Source organism: Thioalbus denitrificans, from assembly GCF_003337735.1.
Taxonomy (GTDB): Bacteria; Pseudomonadota; Gammaproteobacteria; order DSM-26407; family DSM-26407; genus Thioalbus; species Thioalbus denitrificans.
Genome location: NZ_QPJY01000003.1, coordinates 257,589 through 284,334, shown reverse-complemented (window position 1 = coordinate 284,334; position 26,746 = coordinate 257,589). Strand labels below are relative to the sequence as shown.

26 protein-coding genes and 1 pseudogene are annotated in these 26,746 nt (G+C 69.0%); 13 read left to right on the top strand and 14 right to left on the bottom strand.

Translation table 11 applies throughout. The annotated features are described in order from the left end of the window. Window positions 1-85: 85 nt before the first annotated feature. Both DFQ59_RS09660 and DFQ59_RS09655 read right to left on the bottom strand, forming a co-directional pair. On the bottom strand, window positions 86-568 hold the full coding sequence (locus tag DFQ59_RS09660) for a DUF2244 domain-containing protein (RefSeq protein WP_281268244.1): 483 nt from the start codon (window positions 566-568) through the stop codon (window positions 86-88). A gap of 403 nt (window positions 569-971) precedes the next feature. After that, on the bottom strand, window positions 972-1,616 hold the full coding sequence (locus DFQ59_RS09655; RefSeq protein ID WP_114279480.1) for a HEAT repeat domain-containing protein: 645 nt from the start codon (window positions 1,614-1,616) through the stop codon (window positions 972-974). A gap of 402 nt (window positions 1,617-2,018) precedes the next feature. Between DFQ59_RS09655 and DFQ59_RS09650 the strand changes: the two genes are divergently transcribed. The 4 genes from DFQ59_RS09650 to DFQ59_RS09635 all read left to right on the top strand — a co-directional run bounded on the left by DFQ59_RS09650 (window position 2,019) and on the right by DFQ59_RS09635 (window position 6,847). Beyond that, on the top strand, window positions 2,019-2,525 hold the full coding sequence (locus DFQ59_RS09650; RefSeq protein WP_114279479.1) for a Csu type fimbrial protein: 507 nt from the start codon (window positions 2,019-2,021) through the stop codon (window positions 2,523-2,525). Between the two features lie 188 nt (window positions 2,526-2,713). Continuing rightward, entirely contained in the window at window positions 2,714-3,460 is a 747-nt protein-coding gene (locus tag DFQ59_RS09645; protein WP_147275213.1) for a fimbrial biogenesis chaperone, read from the top strand. 19 nt (window positions 3,461-3,479) lie between these two features. Next, window positions 3,480-5,813, top strand: a complete 2,334-nt coding sequence (locus tag DFQ59_RS09640; RefSeq protein WP_170142114.1) for a fimbria/pilus outer membrane usher protein — start codon at window positions 3,480-3,482, stop codon at window positions 5,811-5,813. Next, entirely contained in the window at window positions 5,810-6,847 is a 1,038-nt protein-coding gene (locus DFQ59_RS09635; RefSeq protein ID WP_170142113.1) for a Csu type fimbrial protein, read from the top strand. Before DFQ59_RS09640 ends, DFQ59_RS09635 begins: the two co-directional genes overlap by 4 nt. 45 nt (window positions 6,848-6,892) lie before the next feature. Here DFQ59_RS09635 and DFQ59_RS09630 read toward each other — a convergent pair whose 3' ends face one another. Next, entirely contained in the window at window positions 6,893-8,059 is a 1,167-nt protein-coding gene (locus DFQ59_RS09630) for a class I SAM-dependent methyltransferase (protein WP_114279475.1), read from the bottom strand. 438 nt (window positions 8,060-8,497) lie between these two features. Here DFQ59_RS09630 and DFQ59_RS20515 point away from each other — a divergent pair, with 438 nt between their 5' ends. The 3 genes from DFQ59_RS20515 to DFQ59_RS09620 all read left to right on the top strand — a co-directional run bounded on the left by DFQ59_RS20515 (window position 8,498) and on the right by DFQ59_RS09620 (window position 12,155). Beyond that, window positions 8,498-8,629 carry a hypothetical protein gene (locus DFQ59_RS20515; protein ID WP_281268243.1) on the top strand — a complete coding sequence of 44 codons (132 nt, stop codon included), beginning with the start codon at window positions 8,498-8,500 and terminating at the stop codon, window positions 8,627-8,629. A 125-nt stretch (window positions 8,630-8,754) separates the two neighbouring features. Next, complete coding sequence (locus tag DFQ59_RS09625; RefSeq protein ID WP_114279474.1) at window positions 8,755-11,301, top strand: glycogen/starch/alpha-glucan phosphorylase; 2,547 nt, start codon at window positions 8,755-8,757, stop codon at window positions 11,299-11,301. A 17-nt stretch (window positions 11,302-11,318) separates the two neighbouring features. Further along, a complete protein-coding gene (locus DFQ59_RS09620) occupies window positions 11,319-12,155 on the top strand; it encodes a Rossmann-like domain-containing protein (protein ID WP_114279473.1) in 837 nt (278 codons plus the stop codon). On the opposite strand, the gene DFQ59_RS09615 is transcribed toward DFQ59_RS09620, so the two are convergent. Further along, on the bottom strand, window positions 12,103-12,510 hold the full coding sequence (locus DFQ59_RS09615) for a hypothetical protein (protein ID WP_114279472.1): 408 nt from the start codon (window positions 12,508-12,510) through the stop codon (window positions 12,103-12,105). The genes DFQ59_RS09620 and DFQ59_RS09615 overlap by 53 nt on opposite strands. A 103-nt stretch (window positions 12,511-12,613) precedes the next feature. Further along, on the bottom strand, window positions 12,614-13,675 hold the full coding sequence (locus DFQ59_RS09610) for an alcohol dehydrogenase family protein (protein ID WP_114279471.1): 1,062 nt from the start codon (window positions 13,673-13,675) through the stop codon (window positions 12,614-12,616). Between the two features lie 100 nt (window positions 13,676-13,775). Between DFQ59_RS09610 and DFQ59_RS09605 the strand changes: the two genes are divergently transcribed. The 4 genes from DFQ59_RS09605 (at window position 13,776) to bfr (ending at window position 15,718) form a co-directional block, all read left to right on the top strand. After that, window positions 13,776-14,144, top strand: coding sequence for a GerW family sporulation protein (locus DFQ59_RS09605; protein ID WP_114279470.1), 369 nt, complete (start codon window positions 13,776-13,778; stop codon window positions 14,142-14,144). Between the two features lie 12 nt (window positions 14,145-14,156). Then, window positions 14,157-14,741, top strand: coding sequence for a DUF2953 domain-containing protein (locus tag DFQ59_RS09600; protein WP_114279469.1), 585 nt, complete (start codon window positions 14,157-14,159; stop codon window positions 14,739-14,741). After that, the gene (locus tag DFQ59_RS09595; RefSeq protein WP_114279468.1) at window positions 14,738-14,995 is read left to right on the top strand and encodes a hypothetical protein; all 258 of its coding nucleotides are present in this window, start codon (window positions 14,738-14,740) and stop codon (window positions 14,993-14,995) included. Before DFQ59_RS09600 ends, DFQ59_RS09595 begins: the two co-directional genes overlap by 4 nt. A gap of 243 nt (window positions 14,996-15,238) precedes the next feature. Beyond that, window positions 15,239-15,718, top strand: a complete 480-nt coding sequence (bfr, locus tag DFQ59_RS09590) for a bacterioferritin (protein ID WP_114279467.1) — start codon at window positions 15,239-15,241, stop codon at window positions 15,716-15,718. A 182-nt stretch (window positions 15,719-15,900) separates the two neighbouring features. On the opposite strand, the gene DFQ59_RS09585 is transcribed toward bfr, so the two are convergent. Both DFQ59_RS09585 and DFQ59_RS09580 read right to left on the bottom strand, forming a co-directional pair. Then, complete coding sequence (locus tag DFQ59_RS09585; protein ID WP_114279466.1) at window positions 15,901-16,791, bottom strand: arsenite methyltransferase; 891 nt, start codon at window positions 16,789-16,791, stop codon at window positions 15,901-15,903. 17 nt (window positions 16,792-16,808) lie between these two features. After that, window positions 16,809-17,138, bottom strand: a complete 330-nt coding sequence (locus tag DFQ59_RS09580; RefSeq protein ID WP_170142112.1) for an ArsR/SmtB family transcription factor — start codon at window positions 17,136-17,138, stop codon at window positions 16,809-16,811. 256 nt (window positions 17,139-17,394) lie between these two features. Between DFQ59_RS09580 and DFQ59_RS09575 the strand changes: the two genes are divergently transcribed. Next, complete coding sequence (locus DFQ59_RS09575; RefSeq protein ID WP_170142111.1) at window positions 17,395-18,180, top strand: DUF2726 domain-containing protein; 786 nt, start codon at window positions 17,395-17,397, stop codon at window positions 18,178-18,180. A 536-nt stretch (window positions 18,181-18,716) separates the two neighbouring features. Here the strand turns inward: DFQ59_RS09575 and DFQ59_RS09570 are convergent. Further along, window positions 18,717-18,956, bottom strand: a pseudogene (locus DFQ59_RS09570) (hypothetical protein); the annotation flags it as partial. A gap of 368 nt (window positions 18,957-19,324) precedes the next feature. Here DFQ59_RS09570 and DFQ59_RS09565 point away from each other — a divergent pair. Then, window positions 19,325-20,191, top strand: coding sequence for a hypothetical protein (locus tag DFQ59_RS09565; protein ID WP_211314859.1), 867 nt, complete (start codon window positions 19,325-19,327; stop codon window positions 20,189-20,191). 168 nt (window positions 20,192-20,359) lie between these two features. Here the strand turns inward: DFQ59_RS09565 and DFQ59_RS09560 are convergent, their stop codons facing one another. The 6 genes from DFQ59_RS09560 to DFQ59_RS09535 form a co-directional block, all read right to left on the bottom strand. Further along, entirely contained in the window at window positions 20,360-21,637 is a 1,278-nt protein-coding gene (locus tag DFQ59_RS09560) for a B12-binding domain-containing radical SAM protein (protein ID WP_114279462.1), read from the bottom strand. 2 nt (window positions 21,638-21,639) lie between these two features. Further along, window positions 21,640-22,842, bottom strand: coding sequence for a radical SAM/SPASM domain-containing protein (locus DFQ59_RS09555; protein ID WP_114279461.1), 1,203 nt, complete (start codon window positions 22,840-22,842; stop codon window positions 21,640-21,642). Beyond that, complete coding sequence (locus DFQ59_RS09550; protein WP_170142110.1) at window positions 22,839-23,936, bottom strand: radical SAM/SPASM domain-containing protein; 1,098 nt, start codon at window positions 23,934-23,936, stop codon at window positions 22,839-22,841. Before DFQ59_RS09550 ends, DFQ59_RS09555 begins: the two co-directional genes overlap by 4 nt. Beyond that, complete coding sequence (locus DFQ59_RS09545) at window positions 23,929-24,177, bottom strand: hypothetical protein (protein WP_147275211.1); 249 nt, start codon at window positions 24,175-24,177, stop codon at window positions 23,929-23,931. The genes DFQ59_RS09550 and DFQ59_RS09545 overlap by 8 nt, the downstream gene beginning before the upstream one ends. 228 nt (window positions 24,178-24,405) lie before the next feature. Continuing rightward, complete coding sequence (locus tag DFQ59_RS09540) at window positions 24,406-25,500, bottom strand: RCC1 domain-containing protein (RefSeq protein ID WP_170142109.1); 1,095 nt, start codon at window positions 25,498-25,500, stop codon at window positions 24,406-24,408. A gap of 280 nt (window positions 25,501-25,780) precedes the next feature. Continuing rightward, window positions 25,781-26,716 carry an NAD(P)H-binding protein gene (locus DFQ59_RS09535; RefSeq protein WP_170142108.1) on the bottom strand — a complete coding sequence of 312 codons (936 nt, stop codon included), beginning with the start codon at window positions 26,714-26,716 and terminating at the stop codon, window positions 25,781-25,783. Between the last annotated feature and the right edge of the window lie 30 nt (window positions 26,717-26,746).

Here is a 26,746-nt window from a genome sequence, read left to right as displayed (position 1 = left end):
ATGTCCCCCATGCGCCTGCCCTTGAATTGTTCCGCGGCCCGATCCCCGGCGACCCGGGTATCCGGCGACATCCCTGCAGCACTGGTTATGACACTGATGTTCCGAGCGCCCGGGTGAGATCCCGGGCGAGCCGCCTGCGCTCGTGCTCCGGCAGCCAGGCCCCGACCTCGTGGCGGCGGCCGTGGGCATTGAGAAAGAGCCGGCTCGGGTAGCGGCCGGCGGGATCGCGGGCCAGCTCCACCCGGGTCCACGGGCGCGGGAGCCGATAGGGCCGGTCGTGCTGCCGGCCGTTGCCGCGGTACAGCTCGAGCCGGTCGGAATGGAGCGAGATCACCTCGCGGGCGCTGCCCTGGCGGGCATTGAGATAGAAGGCGCCGGCGAGCAGGAGCAGCTCCAGGCCGGTAAAGGGGAGGACGGGCCAGGCGCCAAGGGCGGCGACCGCCACCGCAATCATCGCGGTGAACAGCCCGAAGACGGTCAGGACGCGCTGGATGTCGGTCCAGCGCATGGAGCGGTTGGGTTGGAGACGAAATGTCTCACCCGCATCCTCCGCATTGCTTCCACGCATCACCATCAGGCGCTTACCCCCCGGTTGGCTGGGCTATGGGCCCCATCCCGGAAATCGACATAAATCAAGTATGGTTGACGTTGCAAAATCTGACAAGAAAGCTCAGGCATTGTTGCGGAGCAAAATAGAGCTTGTAAAACAGTGTGTTAACCAGGTAATAATATGCTAATGAAATGATTGTTAAGGGGTTCCGGCCTCGGGAGGCGGTGGGCGGATCCGATGCGGACGGCGAAAGGATCTTGCGCAAGCGGGCGGGAGAAGGGACAGATCGCGGACGGGGAGATGTGGATTGCCCGGGGGGGCGGTAGCGGTGCGCACGGCGCACCCTGCAAGGTGAATTCAGGGAGAGGCCGCAGCGTAGGCTGCGCTCTGCGCACCATTCCCGCCGGACACGCCTTTCGGGTTACCCGTTACCCGGGACGAGCCGCTCGATGGACTCGGCGGCGATCTCGCGCACCTCGGGATCGTCGTCTTCCAGGCGCTGTTCCAGGACCGGCAGGGCGGCGGGATCGCCCGCCAGGCCCAGCAGGTGGCAGGCGTCGCCGCGCACCCGCGGCTCGGCGTGGCCGGCCAGCCGGGCCAGCTCCGGGACCAGCGCGCGCAGCGCGTCGCCGCCGGCCAGCCCCTCCAGCAGGGCGCTGGCGCCCAGGCGCACGTTGAAGGGGATCTCCGCCGCCTCCAGCAGCCCCAGCACCGCCGGCAGGTGCTCCGGCGCGGCGCGCACCAGCGCCTCGGCCCGCGCCAGCCCGCCCTGCTCCAGCAGCTCGGCGAGGTAGAGATCCATGCCGGTGTCCGCGGCGGCGGCGTCGATCCAGCGGTCGATCTCCCCCTCCGCCAGGTTGCCCTGGAGCTCGAAGGGTCCGATCCGGGTCCAGGGCACGCTCCTGACCCCGAGCTCCGCGGCCCGCTCCGGCAGCAGCGCGGCGTTCACCACCTCCAGCCGCGCCAGCCGTCCCTGCTTGACCCGCTCCGACAGCCGCGCCAGCACGCCGGGGCAGTGGGGGCAGCCGGGGGCGATGAGGAGCAGGGCTTCGGGGGGCGTGGGCATGGGGGACTCCTTGCAGGCGTTGCCGGGGGCGAGGCGCACAGGATATCGTTTTACCCGGCGGTCGGGTGAAGGAGGAAGGGGGAAGGGTGGCGTCCCGCTCCGACAGAGGTGTGCCTGCCCGATGGGGCGGTACCCGGAAATCTATGGTCAAGGGGGGTGCGAATTGTGACCGACCCTGTAACACATGTTGCAGATTTTGTGACGGAGTTGGTGGGTATTGGCGCAGGACTGATCTATCTTGATCATGATAAATACCATCGGCATTGGCCGATTCAGGGACGAAAGCGGAAAATCGGGCGGTGGGGGACAGAGAATCCCCATGGCTCAGACCGCGTCGAATTCACGCCCTGCGGATGTCCTGGAGCGCTTCGCCCGGGGCGGCGGCAGGGAAAGGAGCTGACCATGAGTACCATGCATAGACGGACCCTGCTGGCCGCCGCGCTGATCGCCGGCACACTCCCGCTGACCGCGACGGCGGCGACGGTGACCGACACATTCGATGTCACCATCACCATTCAGAATGCCTGCGAGATCACGACGGCCCCCACCGATATGGCGTTCGGGGCCGCGGGTCCCTTGACCAGCGTGGTGACGGCGACCTCAAGCATCTACGTCACCTGCACCGAGAATCTCGCCTACGACATCGGTCTCGACGCCGGCGCCAACCCGGGTACGGGCGGCGACACCACCACACGGCAGATGGTCAATGGGGCCAACAACGTCAGCTACGACCTGTTCCAGGACGCGAGCTACACCACTCATTGGGGCACCTTGGCCGACACCGAAAGCCAGGCAGGCACCGGCACCGGCGCGGAGGAGACCTACACGGTCTACGGCACCGTCCCTATCCAGGACACCCCCCCTGCGCTCACCTACTCCGACACGGTGACGGTGACGGTCACCTACTGATCGGCGCCGACCTGCCCGTCGCGCCGGCCAGGCAGCCCCGGGCCGGGACTGACGTCGGGGCGGGGCTGTGCTAGCCTTCGCCCGTCAGTGCAGGGAAGAGGGCAGGGGGCGTACGTGGCGGGTGGATCAGGGGCCGGGGTGTTCCATTGAAGCGCCGTTGGGCATCGTTGCTGCAGTTGTGCCGGCGGGTGGCAGCCGGTTTGCTGTGGGCCGTGCTGCCGCTGGCAGCCGGGGCCTCCGGCCTGAGCGTGATGCCGGCGGGGGTGGAGTTCGCGGCGGGCCAAGGGGTCCAGGGCCTGTGGTTGCGCAACACCGGTGCGACGCCCGTCGACGTCCAGCTGCGGCTTTTCCAGTGGACCCAGGAGGCGGGCGATGACCGGCTGACGCCCAGCACCCGCCTCACCGTCAGCCCACCCATGACGCGCATCGCCCCGGGCCAGCGGCAGTTGGTGCGAATCATCCGCACCCGCGCCGGGGCGTCCCCGGCGCCCGCAGGCCGCGAGCAGAGCTTCCGCCTGCTGGTGGACGAACTGCCGCCGGCGGTGACCGAGCCGGGGGCGCCGCGTGCGGGCCTCAACTTCGTTCTGAGCTTCTCGGTGCCGGTGTTCGTCGCCCCAGAAAGCGCCCCGGCGCCATCCGCGCCCGCCCGCCTCTCCCTGGAGCGGGCGCCCTCCGGCCCAGTCCGCCTGCAGGCCCGGAATCCGACCCCCCGGCGGCTCCAGCTGGCGGATCTGCGGCTTCTCGATGGCGCCGGAGAGACGGTGTTCGCCCGGCCCGGCCTGCTCGGTTACGTGCTGGCCGGTACCGAACGCAGCTGGCCGCTGGAGCTGGAGGCCGGGACGTGGGCCGCCGTCAAGGAGATCCGGATCCGCATCAATGGCGAAACCGTCCGACATGCGCTCTCCGCGCTGCCGCTGGAGTGGCCTGCTCCCTAGCGCTGCGGTGCTGATCGCGATGGCCCTGGCCGGAGCGGCAGCCCTGGCCGGGCCGGGCGGCCAGCCGCCGTCCGCCGCCCCCGTGCTGCTGCAGGGGCCGGGGCTGGCAGGCGCCGCCCATACGCTCTACCTGGAGATTTTCCTCAACAGGGTGAATACGGGGCGGCTGGTGGAGGTGCCCGCGACCGCCGACGGCCATCTCCACCTCTGGCCAGCGCACCTGCAGGAGATCGGCCTGCGGCTCGACGACCTGCCGGCGGACCGCTACCTCGATCTCGCCGGGCTGCCCGGCCTGACCTACCGCTACGACGCGCCCAACCAGCGTCTTTATCTCGACGCCGCGACCGCGCGCCTCGACCGTCAGCTGCAGACCCTGGGCGGCCCCGAGACACGGCTGTGGCCGGCCACGGTGAGCCCCGGCGCACTGCTCAACTACGATATCTACGGCACTACCGGTGCGGGCGCCCGCAGCCTGGCGGCGACCACCGAGCTGCGCTTGTTCGGCCCCCAGGGCGTGCTCACCACCACCGGCATCTCCCGCTACGGCGGCGACGAGGACCGCGACTATGTCCGGCTCGACAGCGCCTGGACCTGGTCCTCCCAGCACCGGCTGCTGGCGCTGACCGTGGGCGACTTCATCGGCGGCAGCCTCTCCTGGAGCCGGGCGACGCGTCTCGGCGGCGTGCAGTTGCGCCGCAGTTTCGCCCTGCAGCCGGAGCTCATCACCCGCCCGCTGCCCCAGTTCTTCGGCGAGGCGGCCCTGCCCTCGGCGGTGGAGCTCTATGTGGGCGGTCTCCGCCAGTATCAGGGCGAGGTGCTGCCGGGGCCGTTCCAGCTCGACACGCTGCCCCGGGTCAGCGGCACCGGGCAGGCGCAGGTGGTGATCACCGACGCTCTCGGGCGAAGCCGCACCATCGCCTTCGACTACTACAACGAGCCCCGCCTGCTGCGGCGGGGGCTCAGCGACTACTCCCTGGAACTGGGCCGGGTGCGCGCCGACTACGGCCTGAAGTCCTTCAGCTACCGCGACGGGCTCGTCGGCAGCGGCAGCCTGCGCTACGGCCTGACCGATGGAGTGACCCTGGAGGCCCACGCCGAAGGGGGCGATGGCTTGGCCGCCGGGGGCGTGGGGGCGGTTGCCGGCCTCGGCCGCCTCGGCAGCGTCAATGGCGCCTACGCCCGCAGCAGCAGCGGCGAGGAAGGCGGCGGCGCTGAGGGGACCCAGCTCAGCCTGGGCTACAGCTGGGTAGGCGGCGGGCTGGCCTTCAACTACCAGCTTGCCCGCACCTTCGACGACTACCGCGATTTGGCGGCGCGCGACGGCCGGGCGCCCCCCCGACGCACGGAACGGGCGCTCATCGGCTACGGCATGGGGCGCGGCGGCAGCCTCTCCCTCCACTACAGCCGCCTCGACACCCTCGAGGAGGGGCGTTTCCGCAGCCTCGGCGCCAACTACAGCGTTGGCCTCGCCGATGGGCTCTCCCTGCACCTGGGCGCCACGCGGGAGCTGGACGGCGAGGGCGGCTACACTGCCTTCGCGGGTATCTCGGCGAGCCTCGGGGGGCGGCGATCGGCGGGCGCCTCGGTCAACCACCGCCAGGGCGGAAACCAGTACAGCGCCTACCTGACCCAGTCCGTGCCCCCCGACGGCGGCGTGGGCTGGAGCCTCCAAACCCAGCAGGGCGAGGCGCTCGAAAGCTACCAGGCGGAGGTGGGTTACCGCGGCGATTGGGCCGAACTGCGCGTCGGCACGCGGTCAATCAACAACAGCCACAGCGCCTACGGCTCCGCGGCCGGCGCCCTGGTGCTGATGGAGCGCGACCTGTTCACCGCCCGCCCCGTAACCGACGGCTTCGCCCTGGTCTCCACCGGCGGCATCGCCGAGGTCCCGGTACAGTTGGAGAACCGCCCCATCGGCCGCACCGACGCCCGCGGCCACTACCTGGTCACCGGCCTCAACGCCTACCAGCCCAACCGGGTCTCCATCGATGCCCTGCAGCTCCCGGCGGAGGTGCAGGTGGAGCGCACGCGGGTCACCGCCGTGCCAGCCGACCGCTCCGGCGTCACCGTCGACTTCGGCCTGCGCCGGGTGCGCGCCGCCCTACTGATCCTCCACGACGGCCATGGCGCGCCGATCCCCCTGGGCAGTCGGGTCCTCCTGGACGGTGCCGGCGGCGAACCGGCCCTGGTCGGCTACGACGGTCAGGCCTACCTGGAGGGGCTGGCGCCCCACAACACCCTCACGGTCATCCGCAGCGACGGGGGCCGCTGCACCGTGGCGCTCCCCTACCCGGAAGAGACGCAGGGGATCCCGGTGATCGGGCCGCTGGAATGTGTGGAGGAGAAGCGATGAGGAATCCAACCTGCTGGCAGTGCCTGCGGAGATGGGGCGGCCCCACCCTGGCCGCCGCCCTGCTGCTGCCGGCGGCGCCCGTGCAGGCGACCACCACCTGCAGTGCCGACATGACCGACGTGCAGTTCGGTTTCGTGGACCCCTTCGACGGCAACGTCGACGTTACGGCGACCATCGACTGGAGCTGCACCTACTCCGGCTTTCTGGGCAGCCTCTACGCGTCCTTCGTGCGAATGTGTTTCAGTGTCGAGGATGGCGTCGCGGGGGGTGGCAACTGTACGCCGCGGCGCATGACCAGCGGTGGCAACACCATGTCGTTCCAGCTCTATCGGGACAGCAGCCGTACCAGCACCTGGGGCTCGCTGACCGGCTGTGCCGGCACCGAGGTCCAGCAGACTGTATCCTTCGCACTGCTCTCCGGCAACGGAACGACCAAGACCGGCAGTCTGACCGTTTACGGCCGGGTCCCCTCCGGTCAGACCGCGCTGGTGCCCGGGCTCTATTCCAACAGCTTCTCCGGCTCCCATACGGGGCTGTCGTATCGCTACAACGAGGCGCTGTTGGGCCTGGGGACCTACCCCGCGAGTTGCACCAGCGGCGGTGGCGGTGGCGGCACCGACACCTTCCCCTTCGACGCCACCGCCACGGTCGAGGCCCAGTGCGCCCCCGGCTTCGCGGTCGAGGACATCGACTTCGGCACCCAGGGGTTGCTCACCGCCAACATCGACACCACGGCGACCATATCGCCCCAGTGCACCAACACCACTCCCTACCAGATCGGCCTCGACGACGGCCTCCACGCCAGCGGCACCACCCGGCGCATGCAGAGCAGCGGTGGCCAGTACGTGACCTACGAGCTCTACCGCGATTCCGGACGCAGCCAGCGCTGGGGCAACACCGAGAACGTGGACACCGTGACCGGTACCGGCAGCGGTGCGGTGCAGCCGGTCACCGTCTACAGTCGGGTGAGCCCCCAGAACACGCCCGCCGCCGGCAATTACAGCGATACCGTCACGGTGACGATTTTCTACTGAGCAAACAAGGGTGACCGGTCCAGCGGGTCCGGGCGCCGACCCCCCCTACGCCTCCGCCGGCAGTTCCAGGACCACCCGATAGGCTTCCAGTCCGCGGCTGAGAAAGGCCTGGGCGGAGCCCCACAGGTAGAGCCGGAAGCGCCGGTAGAGCGACTCTCCCCAGCGGTGGATGATCTCGTCCCGGGCGGCCTCCAGGTTCTCGGCCCAGGCCTTGCAGGTCAGGTAGTAGCTGTGGCGATCGTTGTGCACGGCCAGCACCTCGAAGGGTGTCCCGGCCGCCGCGCCCAGGAACTCGGGCAGGCAGAAGAAGGAATGGTCCCCCGGGTAGATGTAGCGGGAGATGAACGTCGCCTTCTCGTACTTCTCCCGGAAGGCGCTGGCATCGAGATAGACGCGGCCGCCCGGCTTCAGCAGCCGCTGGTACTGCCGCAGCGCGGCGGCATAGTCGGGAATATGCTCCATCACCCCCAGGATGACGATCCCGTCATAGGGCTCCGGCGCGGCGTGCTCGAGGAAGTTCTGGTTCAGCACCCGGCAGGGAAGCCGCAGCCGGTCAATCAGGTCCGACAGGAACCGCTCCGACTGCCGCGAGATGGTCAGCGAGGTGACCTGGATGCCGCGCCGTCCGGCGTGTTCCGTGAACGCGCCCCAGCCGCCGCCCACGTCCAGGACGCGGTCGCCCGGCTTCAGCCCGCAGGCGTCGATGGCGTAATCCAGCTTGCGCCGCTGCGCGGCCTCGAGCGGTTCATCGTCCCCCTCGAACACCGCCTGCGAATAGCAGCGCGTCGGGTCCATGAAGGTGAGATAGAAGTCATTGTCGAACTCGTAGTGGGTGGCGATGACCTGGCGGTCGGATCGCACCCGGCCGACGAGCAGCGGGGCGAGCCGCTGCCACAGCGCGTGGAGCGGGTGCCGGTCGGTCAGCGTCCCGCGCATGCCGGCGAACGCCAGCATGTCGCCTTCCACGTCGAGGCTGCCGCCCATGTAGGCCTCGCAGATCCGCAACTCGTCCAGGCTCGCGAGCGCGGCCAGCCCCCGGCGGTTCTTGGCCAGGATCCTGACGGCGGGGGCGCCGTCGCCGAAGCGATAGACGTGATCCCCCCACAGCCGGATCTCGAACGGGGTTGTCGTACGGCCTGACACCCGTTTCTGAATCAGCCCGAACATTCTTTCGTAGCTTGTCTTCCACGTGGTGTCCGCCACTTCAGTCATGGATCCCCCTCCGCAGTCGGGCCGCAACGGCATGCCAGGCTGTCGCTCACTGGTAAGTCTGTAAAAGAATAGAATATTCTGCGGATCGCGGCAGGCCCGGCCCGGTTGCCGTGTCCGGCCGGGGGTGCATCCCGCGCGGTCCGGGCCGTCACCCTTCGCGGCAGGTGGGCGCCCGGTGGAGCGGAGGAGCGCGGGTCCCCGGGGGCGTCGCCGCCTGGTCGCAATGACGAAGGGAGGAGCCCCCTGCGCAGCCCGGAAGCTCCGCTCCAGAAATACTCCTTGCTATCGGGTGCAGAGAGCGTACGTTGGTTGAAGCCGGCCCCGTCGGCCGGTGCCCGCCCCGGTATTCCTCCCGGCGTGGAGGGCGCGGCATTTCCCCATGCCTGATCCGGCCCGCGCCTCCGGGGTCCCCCGCAGCATGAACAGGAGTAGACACCCATGTCCAGGCCCCAGAAATCCAACCGGGAGGCGAAGAAGCAGCCCTTGTTGACGCCGAAGGAGAAGAAGGCGGCCAAGCAGGCGAAGAAGCATGCCGGAGAGAGCGGCGCCTTCATCGTCAAGGGCGCCTGAGCTCCCGCCCCGCTCCCGCCCCACCAAATCCCCCCCCTGCTTCCAGGGGCTGCCCGCAGGTGTATAGTTGGGATCCTTTCCGGCCCCGCCGGGCCGGATCGTCGAGACGACCCTGCGAGAGCCCTATGGAGCATTCACGCCTCAAGCCGCTGCGCGCGAGCGTACCCGTTCCGCGCCTCACGGAGCTGCCGCCCCTGGGCATGGACGAGCGGGCGATCGCCGATGACTTCCGGCGCTATTTCAGCCACACGCTCGGCCGCGACAAGCACTGCCGCTCCACCCACTACCCCTTCCAGGCGCTGGCGCTGGCCGTGCGCGACCGGCTCATGGAGCGCTGGAAGAACAGCCGCTACGCCTGCGAGGAGGGCAACTGCCGGCGCGCCCACTACCTGTCCCTGGAGTTCCTCATGGGGCGCTCCCTGGGCAACGCCATGCTCAACCTGGGGATCGCCGGGCCCACGGCGCGCGCCCTCAAGGACCTCGGCCTGCTGCTGGAGGAGCTGGCCGGTACCGAGCACGACGCCGGTCTCGGCAACGGCGGCCTGGGGCGCCTGGCCGCCTGCTTCCTGGACAGCTGCGCGACCCTGCAGCTCCCGGTGACGGGCTACGGCATCCGCTACGAGTACGGCATGTTCCGGCAGCTGATCGACAGCGGCGAGCAGGTGGAGGAGCCGGATCACTGGCTGCGGGACGGCCACCCCTGGGAGCTGGAGCGCCCGGAGTACACCCGGCGCGTGCGCTTCGGCGGGCGCAGCGAGTCCTACCAGGACGAGCACGGGCGCTGGCGCATGCGCTGGGTGGACGCCCATGCGGTGCTGGCCGTGCCCTACGACATCCCGGTTCCCGGCTATCGCAACGGCACGGTCAACACCCTCCGGCTGTGGTCGGCGGCCGCCACCGACGAGTTCGATCTCGACGAGTTCAACGCCGGCTCCTACCCGGAGTCGGTGGCGGCCAAGAACGCCGCCGAGAACATCACCATGGTGCTCTATCCCAACGACGCCAGCGAGAACGGCAAGGAGCTGCGTCTGCGCCAGCAGTACTTCCTCGCCTCCGCCAGCCTGCAGGACGTGCTGCGCTACTGGGTCCGCTTCCACGGCGAGGACTTCCGCGGCTTCGCCGACAAGAACTGCTTCCAGCTCAACGACACCCACCCCAGCTGCGCGGTGCCCGAGCTGATGCGGCTGCTGATGGACGAGCACGGCCTGGAGTGGGACGCGGCCTGGGCCATCACCACCCGCACCATGGCCTACACCAACCACACCCTGCTGCCCGAGGCGCTGGAGAAGTGGCCGGTGCGCCTGTTCCGCCAGGAGCTCCCGCGCCTGCTGGACATCATCTTCGAGATCAACGCCCGCTTCCTGGAGCAGGTGGCGGCGCGCTGGCCGGGCGACGGGGCGCGCATCCGGCGCATGTCCCTCATCGAGGAGGGGGACGAGCCCATGGTGCGCATGGCCTACCTCGCCATCGTGGGCAGCTTCTCGGTCAACGGCGTGGCCGAGCTGCACTCCCGGCTCCTGGAGCAGGGGCTGTTCCGGGACTTCTTCGAGCTCTGGCCGGAGAAGTTCAACAACAAGACCAACGGGGTCACTCCCCGGCGCTGGCTGGCGGGCTGCAATCCCCGGCTCGCCCGCCTCGTGGACGAGACCATCGGCAACGACTGGCCGACGCGCATGGAGCGGTTGCGGGAGCTCGCGCCCCACGCCGACAGCGCGTCCTTCCGGGAGCGCTGGCATACGGTGAAGCAGCGCAACAAGGCGCGGCTCGCCCGCCTGGTGGAGCGGGAGTGCGGGGTGCGCTTCGACCGCGAGGCGCTGTTCGACGTGCAGGTCAAGCGCATCCATGAATACAAGCGCCAGCTGCTGAACGTCCTGCACGTGATCCATCTCTACGATCGCATCCGCCGGGGCGACACCGCCGGGTGGACGCCCCGCTGCGTGCTGATCGGCGGCAAGGCCGCGCCGGGCTACTTCATGGCCAAGCGCATCATCCGTCTGGTCAACAACGTGGCCGCGGTGATCAATGCCGACCCGGCCACCGAGGGGCTGCTGCGGGTGGCCTTCCTGCCCAACTACCGGGTCACCGCCATGGAGGTGATCTGCCCCGGAACGGACCTCTCCGAGCAGATCTCCACCGCCGGCAAGGAGGCCTCGGGCACCGGCAACATGAAGTTCATGATGAACGGGGCGGTCACCATCGGCACCCTGGACGGGGCCAACATCGAGATCCGCGCCGAGGTGGGCGACGAGAATTTCTTCCTGTTCGGGCTCACCGCCGGGGAGGTCCAGGCCCTGCGCGGCGACTACGATCCCCAGGGCATCATCGCGGGCGACGAGCGCCTGCGCCGGGTGATGGAACTGCTCGTCGGCGGGACATTCGACGGCGGCGAGCCCGGCCTGTTCGAGCCCGTCATCCAGTCCATCGCCAGCCCCCACGATCCCTGGGTGGTGGCGGCGGACTTCGGCAGCTACGTGGAGGCCCAGCGCCGGGCGGCGGAGGCCTATCGCGACCGGGAGCGCTGGGTGCGCATGAGCATCCTCAACAGCGCCTGCTCCGGGCGCTTCTCCACCGATCGCACCATCGCCGAGTACAACGCCGACATCTGGCGCCTCGAACCGGTTCCGCCCCTGCCGGCGGCGGACGGGGAGAGCGGGGCGCGGCCCCGGGCCTGAGGGGCGGCCGGGACGACATGAGCATCAACGCCGACTTTCTCGCCCTGTCCGAACGGCTGGACGCCGCCCTGCCCCGGGCCGACGTGGCCGGGCTCTACCTGCCGGACCCGGTGCCGGACGAAACCTTCCGGGACGAGTTCGGGTTCGTCCTGCTGGCCGACGGCAGCGTCGGCCCCTTCTACGTCAGCATGGGCGGACTGCTGGCGGAGCTGTGGCGCCGCCACCCCGACCCGGCCGCGGCGCGGGCGCCGCGGAGCGCGCTCCTGGCGGGGTTCGACGGGACCGACCTGGCCACCCGGGCGCTGGCCGTGGGCGCCTTCAACGCCCTCAGCCAGTCGCTGATGCGCCGGGCCGGCTACCGGCCGCCGGGGCGCGGCGCCGGGGGGGAGGGCGATGCCCTCGCGCCCGGGGATACAGTGGGCATGGTGGGCTACTTCTGCCCGGTGGTGGACCGGCTGGTGGCGGCCGGCATGACGGTGCTGGTGCTGGAGCATGCCCCCCAGCGGGTGCCCGGGCGCGCGGCGGTGCGGGTCACCACCGAGCCGCGGGACCTGGCCGCCTGCCGCCAGGTCATCTGCACCGCCTCGGTGCTCATCAACGACACCCTCGACGAGCTGCTGGCGGCGGCCGCCGGCGCGGCTGCGTTCCAGCTCATCGGCCCCACCGGCAGCGGCCTGCCCGACGCCCTGTTCGCCCGGGGCGTGGCGGCGGTGGGAGGGATCGACTTCGGCGACGCCGATGACCTGCTGGCCTGCCTGGCGCGGCGGGAGCCGTGGGGGAAGGCGGGCCGGAAGTACGAGATCACCCCGGCGGCGTACCCCGGGGTGGAGGCGCTGCTGGCGCGGCTGAACTAGCCACCGTCACCCGCATGCCGGCCAGGCGCAGCGCCACCAGCACCGCATCCGTCCACTCCGCCGCCAGCGCGACGCGGCGGCCGGTGTTGAACATGCCGTGGCGATCCAGGACGACCCGCTCGATGGGCGGCGGCCGCCCGGTCGCGCAGACCGCCTCCAGCACCGCCTGCACCGGCGCGTAGGGCGAGGCCATGAAGTAGAGCAGGCCGCGGCCGGCGTCGTAGTGGGCCCGGCCGCTGTCGAGGTTGTAGAAGATCTCGCCCTCGTCGGCGCCGGCCCGGATCGTCCTCAGCAGCCTGCCGCTGCGGCAGGCCGCGGATGTCCGCGCGTCGATGGGACCGATGCCCCCGGGCATGGCGACCTCCCGTTCCAGGCTGAATGGCGCTGTGACAGATGATGGGCCGGCGGCGCGGGCGGATCAATCCCGTCGCCGCCAGCCGCCTCGCCCGGGCCCCGGTTCAGTCCTGGCCGGCCACCGTCAGCACCAGCTTGCCCACGTGATGCTTGGAGAGGAAGGCAGTCTGGGCCTCGGCGATCCGCTCCAGCGGAAAGGTTCCGGCGACGACCGGGACGATGCGCCCCTGCTCGATGTAGCCCACCAGGGCGGGAAACACCTCGGGATCGAGCGCCGTGCAGCCGTGCAGGGTCAGGTCCTTGAGGTAGAGGGTGCGCACGTCCAGCTCCACCAGCGGCCCGCCGATGGCGCCCGACACCGCGTAGCGCCCGCCCGGCCGCAGCGCCTCCAGCAGCTCCGGGAAGCGGGGCCCCGCCACCAGGTCCACCACCACGTCGATGCTCTCCCGTCCCAGCGCGTCGACAACGCTGTCGTTGCGCCCGATGGTCCGCTCGGCGCCGAGCGCCCGCAGCCGGTCCGCCTTGTCGGGGTGGGTCGCGGCGATGACGTGCGCGCCGCGCATGGCCGCCAGCTGGACCGCCGCCGAGCCGACGCCGCCGGAGGCGCCCGTGACCAGGACCCGCTGTCCCGGGCTGACATGGGCGCGGCGCAGCAGGTTCTCGGCGGTGGAGTAGGAGCAGGGGAACGACGCCAGGGAGACGTCGTCGAGCTCGCTGTCGATCCGGTAGGCGTGGCGGGCGGCCACCGCGACATACTCGGCGAAGCCCCCGTCGCACTCCGAGCCGAGGTACCAGGGCCGCTCCAGCGCCCGGCCGTTGGCTTCCCGGAGGCAGGGCTCCACCAGCACCCGCTCGCCGACGCGCTCCGCGCCGACCCCTTCCCCGGCCTCGACGATGCGGCCGCAGACATCGATGCCCTGGATGCGCGGAAAGCGGATGGGCTCCCCGGCCCAGCTCGCGTCCTCGCTGGCGCCCTCGTGCTTCGAGTACCAGGCGAGGCGGGTGTTGATGTCGGTGTTGTTGACGCCCGCGGCGGCCACCCGGATCAGCACCTCGCCCCGACCCGGCCGCGGCACCGGGATGTCGTCCCGCACCTCGAGCTTGTCGAGACCGCCGTGGCCGGTCAGCCATACCCCGCGCATGCGTCCGGGTTGTTCGCTTGTCATGGCGCCATCTCCCGTTTCGTCCGTCGCCGCCGCGCGCCGTCCCGCGCGGGTTGTCTATCTTTAGGTAACCAGTATCGCAGACTCAGGCAGGGAGCATCCGATGGAAGACGTGGAAAAACTCCTCAAGACCGCCATGGGCGAGATTGAGCGCATGCTGAACACCAAGACGGTGGTGGGCGAGCCGATGACCATCGAGGGCAACACCCTCATCCCCCTGGTCAGCGTCGGCTTCGGCTTCGGCGCGGGCGGCGGCAGCGGCAGCGGGAAGATGAAATCCGGCGATGCGGGCGAGGGCGCCGGCGGGGGCACCGCGGGCGGCGGTGGCGTGAAGCCCGTCGCGCTCATCATCATCAACGGCGAGGGCGTGCGCATGGAGCCCATCAAGGGCGCCGCCACCTCGGTGCTGGAGAAGGTGGCCGACGTCATCGGCAAGTCGGCCCCGGGGGGCGGCGGCAAGAGCGGCGACTGAGGGAACGGCCGGGTGCTCGGCGTGTGGATTCTCCTGGCCCTGCTGGCGGGCCTGCTGGCGCTGCTCGCCGTCCCGCTGGAGTTGGCCTTCTCCGTGCGGCGTGACGGGGTCCGCCGGGAGGGCCGCGGCAGTCTCCGCTGGCTGTTCGGCCTGGTGCGCGTGCGCCTGGGCGGGCCCGGGGAGCGGGTCCGCGCCGGGCCCGGGCGTCCCGCGTCCCGCCGACCCCGCCGCGGGGGCGGCGGCGCGCGCCGGATGCTGGCCCTGGTCCAGGTCGAGGGTTTCGGCTCGCGCCTGCTCCGGCTGGCCCGGGACCTGTTCCGGCGCATCCGCATCCAGGAGCTCAGCCTGCGGGTCCGCCTGGGCCTGGACGACCCGGCGGACACCGGCCGGCTGTGGGCGGTCGTGGGCCCGCTGGCCGCGCTGCCGGGCCTGCGCCGGGTCGCCATCGAGCCGGAGTTCGCCGCCGAGACCTTCGAGCTGGACGGCCGCGGCCGCATCCGCATCGTCCCCCTCCGGCTGCTGTCCGTGCTGCTCCGCTTCGCGCTGTCGCCCGTGACCCTGCGCGCGGTCTACGCCACGCGGGCGGCGGCGCGATGAACGTGCTACGCGCCGCCGCCCCGATCACCGTGGCCGGGATCACCCTGATCCCCATCGAGCGGGTGCGAATCGATTCCGGGGTGCTGCCGCGGGCCTGGTGGCTGAGCGCCGCGAAAGAGGCGGTGGCCGTGGTCCTCTGCGGACCGGAAGGCCCGCGCGCGGTGGATGTGGAGGGGCGCGGACGGCCCGTCGACGAGCTCCTCGCGGAGGTGCCGGGGCTGGAGTCCCTGCTCGCCCGGCTCCCGCCTCTGTGACGGGGCCGGTGCCCCGACAGGCCTCCCGTCATCCCGGGTGGAAAAGTGAGCGCTGACGGGGGCCTGCGGCCCGGTTCGCCGCGGAGTGGGGCCGTCCCGGGTCGCGAGACCCGCCCCGATGAACTATAAGCAGGCACTGGCCCGCGCGGACGCCTCCAGGCCCGGTGTCGGAGGCGACGGCCGCATCCGTCAGGTGCGGCGGGATACCGCCGGGAACCCGCCGCGAACGAGAGGAGACCCGCCGTGAAAGGTGACAAAAAGGTCCTGCAGTTGCTGAACAAGGTGCTGGCGCTGGAACTCGCTGCCATCAACCAGTACTTCCTCCATGCCCGCATGTACCGGAACTGGGGCTACGAGGCGCTGGGCCGGCACGAGTACGAGGAGTCCATCGAGGAGATGCACCACGCCGACCGGCTGATCGAGCGCATCCTCCTGCTCGAGGGGCTGCCGCAGATGCAGTCCATCGGCAAGCTCGCCATCGGCCAGAGGGTGCCCGACTGCCTGGCCGGCGATCTCAAGCTCGAGCTGGAAGGCCGCGGGCTCTATCTCGAAGCCATCGCCCACTGCGAGAAGGTGAAGGATTACGTCTCCCGGGAGATCCTCGAGGCGAACCTGAAGGACACAGAGGACCACATCGACTACCTGGAGACCCAGCTCGACCTCATCGAGCAGATGGGGCTGCAGAACTACCTGCAGAGCGCGATGGGCGCGATCGCCTCCTGAGCCGGGCGCGGAAGCAGCGTTTCCACGGGGGTTCGGGGCCGGAGGATCAAGGGGCCCGGCGGCCATGGCGAATCAGGCCCGTCTGCCGCCGGGGCGCCTGCCGGACGGGATGCCCGCCGGCGGTTTTCCGCGGCGGCAGGCCCCGCGCCGGCAGGCGACGAACCCAGGTTCCCGGATGGGGTCTAGCAGCTGCCGCCGCAACAGCACCCGCCGCCCGGCTTGACCGCCTCGATGGTGGCGGAGACCACGTAGTCGGTGACGTTGTGCCCCGGCGCCCAGTCCTTGATGAACTCCTTCGACTCGTCCTTTGGCTCTATGCGGATCCCCTCGAAGCCGGCCTCCCGCAGCATCCGCTCCAGCTCCCCGATCAGCGAGGCGTTGCCCATGCAGCCGGCGATGAGGGCGGCGTCTCCGCGCATCTCCGCGGGCAGCTCCACGGTGGCCACCACGTCCGAGATGGCCAGCCGTCCGCCCGGCCTGAGCACCCGGAAGGCGTCGCGGAAGACCTGCGGCTTGTCGGGCGAGAGGTTGATGACGCAGTTGGAGATGATGACATCGGCGGTCCCGTCGGCGATGGGCAGGTGCTCGATCTCGCCGAGGCGGAACTCCACGTTCCCGAACCGCCCCTTCTCCGCGTTGGCGCGCGCCTTGGAGAGCATGTCCGGGGTCATGTCTACGCCGATGACGAGGCCCGAGGCGCCCACTTCGTGGGCGGCGAGGAAGCAGTCGAAGCCGCCGCCGGCGCCCAGGTCCACCACCACCTCGCCCGGCTTGAGGGCGGCGATGGCCTTGGGGTTGCCGCAGCCGAGGCCCATGTCGGCGCCGGAGGGAACCCGGTCGAGATCCGCCTGGCTGTAGCCCAGGCGGGTGGAGATGAGGGTGTTGATGGCCCCGTCGTCGCTGGTGCCGCAGCAGCTCGCGCCGACGCCGCAGCCCTCGCCGGCGCTGTCGGCCCGGGCCACCTGGGCGTAGGCCTCGCGCACGCCCTGCCGGTGCGTGTCCTGGCGGGAGGAGTCGGTGCGGTTCTCGGTGGCGGCGGTGGAAGGACCGCAGCAGGTGTTCTCTTTGCCCATGGGTAGGCTCCGTGAAATCAGGGTTGCGGGGACGGCCCGCCGAAGAAGGCGGCGAGCTGCTCCAGGGTGTCTGGCTCGACCCAGCACTCCACCTGCCTGCCCCGGCGCGCCATCTGCACCAGCCCGGCGCGATGGAGCTCCTTGAGGTGGTGGGAGAGGGTGGAGGGGGCGATGTCGAGCCCCACGCCCAGCTGGCCGACGCTCAAGCGCACCGCCTCCTCGGCGCTGCAGGCGGTGCCGGGCGGGCAGCAGGTGGTGAGGCGCCGGAACAGGGCCAGGCGGTGGGGATTGCTCAGCGCCTTGAACTGCTCGGCATGGGCCTCGATTGGATTACGAATATTCGACATGTTTCGAACTGTAGGAGTGTTCGGGGGCGGAGTCAAGGGGGCCGCCCGGATCAGCCGGCCCTGTAAACACGACTCCCGCGGGAGTCGGCCCGATACGCCGCATGTGGATGGCATGTAGGTAATGGCTGACACGAAGGACGGCGTTAGCCTACATACGACCGGGTACAGGTCTCATAGATTTCAGTTTGAGCCAACGCTCTGGCGCAAGGGCGCCGGCGGGACAGGGTGGCCGTGTGGATGGAGGCGAGGGAACGAAATGATCTGGGCGATTCTGGCGGTCGTGGTGGTGGTTCTGGTTCTGGTGCTGGTGCTGCTCGCCGCGAAACCGAAGCGGGCGGACAAGCCGGACGAAGAGTTTCCGTATGAGAAAAGGGATGCGCTGTTCACGCCCGCGGAGCGCTCCTTCCTCGGCGTCCTCGACCAGGCAGTGGGGGAGAGGTACCGCATCTTCGGCAAGGTGCGCGTGGCGGACGTAGTGGATGTGTGGCGGCGGTTGGGCAGGAGCGATAGTAGCTCAGCGTGGAACCGGATTAGATCCAAGCACTTCGATTTCCTGCTTTGCGCCTGGGACGATCTCTCGGTCGCCTGCGCCATCGAGCTCGATGACAGGTCCCACCAGCGGGCAGACAGAAAGGCGAGGGATGACTTCCTCACCGGGGTATGCCATGCGGCGGGGCTGCCGCTGGTCCAGGTCCAGGCGCAACGGGCCTACACCGTGTCCGAGCTACGGGACAGGGTGCTCGGGGCGCTTGGGCAGCAGGGTTCGACCGGTGCGAAAACGGCGGAAGTGGTTGCGCCGCCACTGGTGGCGCCTGTGGGAATGCCTGTGCCGGATGAGTCCGCCGGCGGTGTTGCGGAGAGCGATGGCGACGCGGAGGAACAGGCCCCGCCCTGCCCGAAGTGTGGTGCGCCCATGGTGCGGCGGCAGGCGAGGTCGGGAAGCAACGCGGGACGGATATTCTGGGGTTGCAGTACGTACCCGAGGTGTCGGGGTATGGTTCAGGATGCGCAGGAGCCGGTTCCGGATGTGGTGGCGCAGTGAATTGTGGTTTACATGAGGAGAAACGAGTCGGTGGCAAACTTGAATAATTATCATTTGTCACCGACCCCTTTTCCCTCATCGTGAAACTATCGGAAAAGGTATTGTTGGTATTGGTGGTGGCGGTGCAGGTGGAATTATAAACTGCCAATTAAGGACGATCTGTTTTTAATTAATCATTCGGTGTTGATCAGGGGCTGACGTGAGTCGACTTGTAAAAAGTATTGAGCCACAGAAAGCAAAAGGGCTTAACGTAAGTATTATTGGCTTTCTGGTTGTCTGTGCAGGTTTTCTGTTGTTTATGCTTGGTCTTGATCTGTCGGGTCGGATTATCATTTATGCAGGTTTTTCAGTGACGTTCATAGGGATGGTGGTGCATTTTTATATAATGTTCAAAGGATTCACAAAAAAAAGATAGCACCATAGGGGGCGACACGGCGACACCGATAAGGGGTCGATAAGGGGTCGGTGACAAATGAGAATCTTTATAATTACCAGTTGTCACCGACCCCTTTTCCGTTCTTTTCCGTTCGATCTTCGATCTTGGCGTTGCCAAGCAACCGGTCCACCTGTTTCACCGTATGCTTCGGGTCCAGGCCGCAGACATGCGCAAGACCCTGGCCAATGGCCGAAACCGCCAGCGAACCGGCTGCCAGAACGCCCGTTGTCGCATTCGCCAGCGACAGCACGCGCTTGGCGTGGATGTCCCCCTCGAAAATGTCAGCGACAAATTTCTGCACATCCGTACGGTCCAGTCCCTCGCACTTCGTCGGCTTCATCGCAGGCTCCCGGTGGTCCAGTTTCAAGGGATAGCCTGCCAGAGAAAACGCGTCGCCGGGATCGAATCTCCTTATGCCTCGATCAATTCCTTATTTGCTGCCAGTTTTTCCGCAAAATACCGCTTAATTGCATCGAAAATGAGGGGATCTCTGAGGTGCTGATCGGTAACACGGAGAAAGTACTTGCTGAGGCAAAAATCTAACACGTCGCTCCAGCCGACGTCAGGCCGCGTTGCGGCCTTCCTCGGCTGAGCTTGGCGTTATATTTCTTGGTGCCAACTATGTGGCTTCTGAACAAACTTTTCACCCACGCTGATCAACCGACGCCGCGGTTTGCTTTCCAGGGCACCGTCAATTGGATGAGGGGCTTGGCCATCCTTGTAGATGGTCAGTTTTCCTATCAGCAGCTACAGCAGTTCTATCAGCGTACCCAGCGGCGCCAAGCCAACGAGCAGGCAGATGCGTTGGCGTACGAATGTCTCACGATGTCGATACACAACGTCAGTGCCATCGATTCAATGAAGGTAATTGAAAATCCATACCCCATTGTCAGGTCAGCAATTGTTGCGTGGTACTATGCAACCTACTACGCAGCAAAGGCCATGCTGGCCGCGTCTTCTGGCACTGATCCTCAAACGCACGCCTCAGCCGGCAAGGTGTGGCAAGCCGAAATTGTAGGTGCTGGTCTAGTTATGGCGCCCTTCGATCTCTGCATCACCGGCATTACGCCTAACAATGTACGCCAAGTCATGAGCACGCTACGTGCTGGTAATGCGCATTATCTGAATACAGAGCCAACAAATGAAGATATGGCTCGCGGCGCTCTCTACTCCTATTTGAAAGGTACTGCGGAGTACGAGCAATGGCGCATTGAGGAAATGGTCAAGGATAGTCGCGAATACAAGCAAGGCGGCTTCAATAGTTTCCGGTCCGACGCCGCGAAGGCTTTACGTGATGTGAAGCTCAACCCTGCTCACGTAAATTACCTAGTCCAAGCATTCCGCTACCGAGGAAAGGCCAACTACCGTGACGCAATATATTTGTCTTATGGGCGAGATGATACGGAGAGGTTGCGTCAATTTGTCTCTGATCTGGCCGCCGTAGCCGGTGCTTTCTCACTAATGGCGGCGCACTATGCTGCAAAGCGCGTTGTCAGAAATGATTGGGCGGAGTTTGTCACGGATTTGGAAGAATATGCAAAATTTGAATTACCTTTCGATTTGGGCGAAATATAACAACACGTTGCAGGTGACGTTTGACCCGCCGCGCACCATTGCTGTTGCAAAGGCACGCATCGCCTCAAACGCACCTGTGAAGAATAATCAGGGACAGACCACGGTTTTTTGTGTAAACGAGATATTGAAAACTTCCGAGTGGACAACCCGGGCTGAAAGCCGCCTCTATTACGCGGAACAGGTCGGCGGCGGATGCTTCGCGAGCGTCCCGCCGGCGAGCAGGGCGCGGACACCCCCGCCGGAGGCGGCGCGGGTGAGGCGCGCGATGACGGCGGGGTGGGCGTAGAACTCGCGGGTGAAGCGCTCGGCGTCGGCGGCCGCCGCGGGATCGGGGTCGTAGCTGTCGTTGCCGGCCGGCAGGGGCAGGCCCGGAAACGGATAGAGGGGTAGGAACTGCGCGGCATCGGAGCCGGCCGCCACGGCCAGCTCCACGGCCTTGCGCCGGGCCCGGGCGGTCTCGCCGGGCAGCCCGACGATGTAGGAGGCCACCGAGAACATCCCCAGCTCGCGCATGCGCCCGAACAGGCGGGCGTAGTCCCCGACGGCGAGGGACTTTCCGGCCCGCACCGCGAGGCCCGGGTCCAGGCTCTCCACCCCCACGGAGATGCGCAGCATGCGCGCCCCGGCCATGGCCGGCAGCAGCCCGGGATGGGCCAGCAGGTCGTCCGCCCGGGCCGACAGCATGAAGAACACGGGCAGATCCTCCCGGCGGAGCAGCCGGGTGATCTCCAGCACCCGCCGGCGGCTGGCGGCGAAGTTGTCGTCGGTGATCTCGATGATCCAGGCGCCGAGGTCGCGCACCAGGTGCCGGACCTCGGCCGCGACCCGCGCCGGCGTGTGGTAGCGCCAGCGGCGGCCGTGGAAGCGGGTGGTCTCGCAGAAGCTGCAGTCGTGGGGGCAGCCACGGCTGGTCTCGAGCAGGTGCACGCCGTCCTCGGGCTCCGGCACGAGGTCGTGGGCCGGGGTGTTGAGCGCGTCGAGGGGCGCCACCTGCGGCGCCGCGGGGCCCTGCAGCAGCTCGCCGCCCGACAGCCGGGCCAGCCCGGCCAGGTCCGTGGAGCGCTCGTCCTGCAGCAGCCGCCGGAAGGTGATCTCCCCCTCGCCCAGCACCACCGTGTGGGCGCCTGCCTCCAGCGGGATGCGCGGCAGCATGGTGGCGCCGTGGCCCCCGACCACGAGGTGCGCATCCGGCACGGCGCCGCGCAGCCGGCGCACCAGCTCCGCGGCGGGGGGCAGCGAGCTCAGGGCCATGGTGGTGATGCCCACCCAGCGGGGCGTGCGTTCGGCGATGCGCTGGGCGGCCTCGGCGAGGCCGAGGCGGGTGGCGTCGAGGATCTCCACCTCGGCGATGTCGCGCACGGCCGCGGCCAGCACCGCCAGGCTGAAGGTGCCGAAATTGAAGCGCGAGGCTTCCGGCGGCTTCACCAGGAGGACGCGGGGCGCCATGGTCAGAAGTCGATGAATCCGGACAGCAGGTCCAGCAGACGCTCCGGATCCCGCCCGCGCAGCCGCTCCACCAGCGCGACCGCCCCGGCGGCGTCGGCGCGCACGTAGTCGCAGTGGAGGGCGAAGGGCGCCCCGCCGCCCGGTCCGAGCAGTTCGGCCTCGGCGAAGCAGGGGCCGCCGCACAGGGGCGCGGCCCAGCAGGCGCGGCACGGCTCCCGCTGGTCGTAGGGCCGTCCGCCGGCCTGCCGGAAACGCGCCGCGGCCACCGGGTCGACACCCGCGGCGATGTGGCCGATGCGGTAGGCGTCCACCCCGATGAAGCGGAAGCAGGGGTAGAGTCCGCCGTCCGGCCCGACGCCGAGGAAATTGCGGCCCGCCCCGCAGGTGACCCGCTTGACGTCGTAGCCCATCACCCGCCGGGCGGCGTTGATCACCTTCACCAGCTCGGGAACTTCGGCCGGGTCGGCGACGTAGCGGTCCACGTACTCGCCGACGAAATCGCGGTAGCGGGCCACGTCGGCGGCGTCGGGGAGGACGGCCGGGTCGGGGTGGCCCACCGGCACCAGCTCGATGCGGCGCACCCCCAGGGCGGCGATGGCGTCGAACACCTCGGCCGGCGCCGCGCCGCGGCAGAGCACCGCCGTGACGCTGAAGCGCGCGGGGATGCGCGCGGCCAGGTCGCGGACCGCCGCGGCCGCCTGCCGCCAGGTGGGCCGCCCCCGGGCCGTGACGCGCCAGCGGTCGTGGATGGCGGGCGGCCCGTCGAGGCTGACCTTCACGTGCCAGCCGCTCTCCACCAGCCACTCCCGGGTGGCGGCATCCAGCCGCGTGCCGTTGGTGGTGAGGAAGACCTCGGGCGCCGGCGCGCCCGCCCGGCGGGCCGCGGCCAGCCGCCCGGCGAGCCCGCGCAGGAGGCCGCCGGCGAGCAGCGGCTCGCCGCTGCCCAGGCGGAGGCTCCCGCCGCTCCGCGCGTCTTCCCCCAGCCAGGCGACGGCGCGGTCCAGGATCTCCCGCTCCATGGCGGGACGCCGCCGGGGCTGGGTGGCCGCCTCGGCGCAGTAGCGGCAGGCCAGGTTGCAGCGTCCGGAGACGTCGAGCGCGAGGGCCTCCACGGGCCAGCGGCGCTCGCGCAGGGGCGGCGGCTCGACTGCCGCCGGGTCGAAGCCGGGCGGGGCGGCCCGGCACTGGGGCGGGGGCCGGCTCATTCGATGCCCGCCAGCGGCAGCAGGTCCTCGGGGCGGTCACTGAAGTGGGCGAGGATCTTCCGCGCCATGGCGCAGTTGTGGTGCACCATTTCGCACTCGTCCGCCCCGCAGACCGGTACGATGGCGGGACAGCCGCCGCCGCACAGCGGCGCATCCGCGCAGCTGGCGCACTCGGCTCGGCGTCCGCCCGCGGCCCGCCAGCGGGCGCCGGCGGCCACCCAGCGCGCCGGGGGTTCCGCCACGTGGCCGAGCCGGTGGGCGGGGTCGTCGAGGAGCACGCAGGGCAGCACCGTGCCTTCGGGCGTGAAGCCGAAGGTGGTCTCGCCGGCGCCGCAGAAGCGCTCCCGCGAGCGCCCCGCCAGCAGCTGGAGCACCCGGTTGGAGAAGCGGTCGTCGCGGGGGGCGCGCCCCGCCTCCAGCTCGCCGATGACCTGGTCGGCCACTCCCTCGAGATCGGCGAAGTAGCGTTCCCGCTCCGGCGCCGAGAGGGCGAAGGGATCGTCCCGGGGCACCCGCACCGCCTGGGCCTTGATGCTGTGGACCGGGAGGCTGCGCAGGTAACGCTCGGCCTCCGCCAGGCTCCAGCCGGAGCGGACCACGGCCGATCCGCGCACCCGGCAGCGGGTGCGGGCGCGGACCGCCCGCAGGAATTCCAGCACCCGGGCATGGGTCGGCCGGCCGCCGGCGGTGCGCCGGCAGGCGTCGTGGACCTCCGCCGGCCCGTCGATGCTGAGGATGACCTGGAACCGCCCCCGGTCCAGCAGCTCCAGCAGCTCGTCGGAGCATATGGAGCCGTTGGTGGTGATGGCGAAGTTGAAGCGCCCGGCCGCCTTCCGCCGGGCCTGCTCCACCAGGGCGCCCATGGCCGGAATGTTGGTGAGCGGCTCGCCGCCGTAGAGGTGAACGCAGATGCTCTCCACGTGGGGGAGGCCCTCGTCCAGCGCGTCGATGACGCGCCGGGCGGTCTGCGCGGACATGTGCCGGGCACCCGCGGCCTGCGTCTGCTCCTTCACGAAGCAGTAGGCGCAGCGCAGGTTGCATTCCCAGGTGGTGGCGACCAGGACCTCCCCGTTCGGGAGGCCGAGGTCAGGCAATGCCGCAGCCTCCACCGCCATTGGCGCACAGCAACTCGTCGGCCAGGTTGCTGATCTGGCGGTCGATGCCGCGGACCATCGCCAGGACCAGCTGCACCTCCTTGGTCTGGACGGCCGTGAGCTTCTTCACCCCCAGCGCCGCCGCCGGATCGGTCTGCAGCAGCTTGCGGAACTTCGGATCGGTGAGCGCCTGCACGACCAGCTTCCGGTTGGCCCTGCGTGATGCCGGTTTCTTCTCCATGGCCATACTCCCTGTTGCCCCCTGGAAACCGCATGTCTTCCGGTGGTTCCCGCCCGTCCCGGCCGGATGAAAACCGCTCGGATTAAAGGGAAATATAGCAGTGGAAGCCGGAAAGACAACTGCGGGTGTGGCGGGTCGTCCGGGATAAATGACAGGCCGGACCGGGGTGCAATCGGGGTTGGTGACGAATGCCCGACATGGCCATTCGTTGCCAATCCCGACTCCACGTCAGTCGGGAATGGATATCTCCTCATTGTCGCTTATATCAATATCCCAGCAGCGGACCAGCCCGCCCCTGAGGAGTGCGCAGCCCCTGGTCTGGGAATCCATGGAGATCCTCTCGACGCCCTCGAAGTCCGGGGCCGGTTTCGGCTCGTCGTTATAATCCCAACAATGCATTTGTCCGTTCTCGAAGACGGCGCAGCCGCTGAATGCGCCCAGCCCTACGTCGATGACTCTCTTCTCACCGCTGAGGATTACTGCGAATGCACGCGGGGCTTCCGGTACGGTGTAGAGCTTTCCATCCGTGACCGGAAGTGCGTAGGGAGAGCCCCAGCAGAACAGGATGCCGTCGACACGAATCCCGCACACGTAATTGCGGGCATTGCGAATGGTCAGCAGTTGCCCGGGCCCTTGAACGACTTTCGGGGTGAATGAACTAATGGCAAAGCCCTGTTCCGGGTTGCCCGGGTCGTCGGTACCCCAGCACTTGATCGTGCCCCCGGCTTCAATCGCGCAGGTGTTGTTGACGCCGGCATCGAGGGCGATGACATCGCTCACCCCCTCCACCTTGACCGGTTGCAGTCGATCCTCAACCGTGCCGTCGCCGATCTCGCCCGCGGCGTTTGCTCCCCAGCAGTACACCTCCCTGCCGGTCGTCAGGGCGCAGAAGTGCTGGAAGCCGATGGCCACCTGTTGCGCGGGAGGCAGCCCCTCGATCAGGTACGGCTCGGCGGAGAATTCCTTCCTGTAGATCTGCATTCCCCAGCAGATGACCTTGCGGGACGCATCGATGGCGCAGGTGCCGAGCCGGCCCGCGGCAATTTTCCGGATATCCGCGACGCCCTGGACCCGGGTCGGGGTGGCCGTGTCTTCAGCCTGGCCGTTGAGCAGCTTATTGCCCCAGCACCAGACGTGGCCGTTGTCTCCGAGAATGCAGCTCTGCCCCCACCCGACAGCGATATCGACGGGGTGTACGCGGGGACCTTCCGATAAGGCGGGGAGGCCGTACAGCGCGCCGGAAGCGATGGCGAGGAAGAGGCATGGCTTGAGCAATGCCAGGAGCGCCAGGCGCCAAAGTCCATCATGATGTCCTGCGTTCATCATTCGCCTCCCTGGCATTCGAGCGTTCGTAACGGCCGCGCCACCCATCGAAATGGATGTTCAGGATGTTCCGGCGTGGATGGGCGGTCGTGAATCAAATGGCCGGAATGCCCGCTCTGCCGTTGACACGGCTATTGTTGGCCGGGCGTCCCACACTCTGAGAATAGCCACGCAGACACCCCCCCGCCAGGCAGTCGGGCAATGGCCTTCCCCGCGGCTTCTGAACGATGCCAGCGGAACGGGGGCGGCCAGACCGCGCCCCCGCCACCGGCCGGAGGAATCAATCCCGCGCCACCACCCCGGCCGCCACCAGCGCCTCGGGCAGCGGCGTGTGGGGCACCTCGCCCGCCAGCGTTTCGCGCAGGCGGCTTTCGTCCAGGTTGACCTCCTGTCGCCACAGGTAGCGCATCTCCCGCAGCTCGCGGAGGAAGGGTATGAAGGGGGCGAGCAGGGTCACCGCCCACCAGGGGAAGGGCCACACCCTGACCGGCCGGCCGCCCGCCGTGCCCATGGCGTCCACCATCTCGTCGAAGGTGACGCGGTAGCCCGCGAAGTGGAACGGGGCGAAGACCGGAAGGCGGTCGCGCCGCCGCAGCAGGCGGACGACCGTTCGGCCCACGTCCGGCAGGTTGGCCCAGGTGTGGACGAGTCCGGCCGGTCCCGGGCGCAGCAGCCGGTAGCCGCTGTCCGTCCGTTTGGCGAGGACGTTCATCCAGGTGCTGCCGGCGTGGGCGCCGATGAAGTCCCCGGCACGGATCAGCACGACCCGCGCCCCGTTGGCGGTCGCCCGCCGGAGCCGCTCCTCCAGCGCCAGGCGGATCGCCCCCTTGCGGCTCACCGGGCGGAACGGCGCCGCCTCGGTGAAGTCGGGGCCCTCCCGGGGATCGAAGTTGTAGACGTTGCCCGGAAAGACCACGGTGAGTCCCTGCTCCTCGGCGACCCGCGCGGTCGGCTCCAGCAGGGGCAGGGCCTCGCGCCGCCAGCGCGGGTAGGGGATGTTGACCCCGTAGACGATGACCTCCGCGCCGGCGGCCGCCCGCCGCACATCCCCGATCTCCCGGGCGTCACCGCGCACGGCCTCCACGCCACGGTGCCAGGGGGGCAGCCGGGCGGGATCCCGCATCAGGGCCCTCACCTTCCAGCCGTCCTCCAGCAGGGCGGCGGCCACGTGGCCGCCGAAACCGCCGGTGATGCCGATGACCAATGCCTGTTTCATTGCGTCGCTCCTTGTGTCCCGGTTGTGATG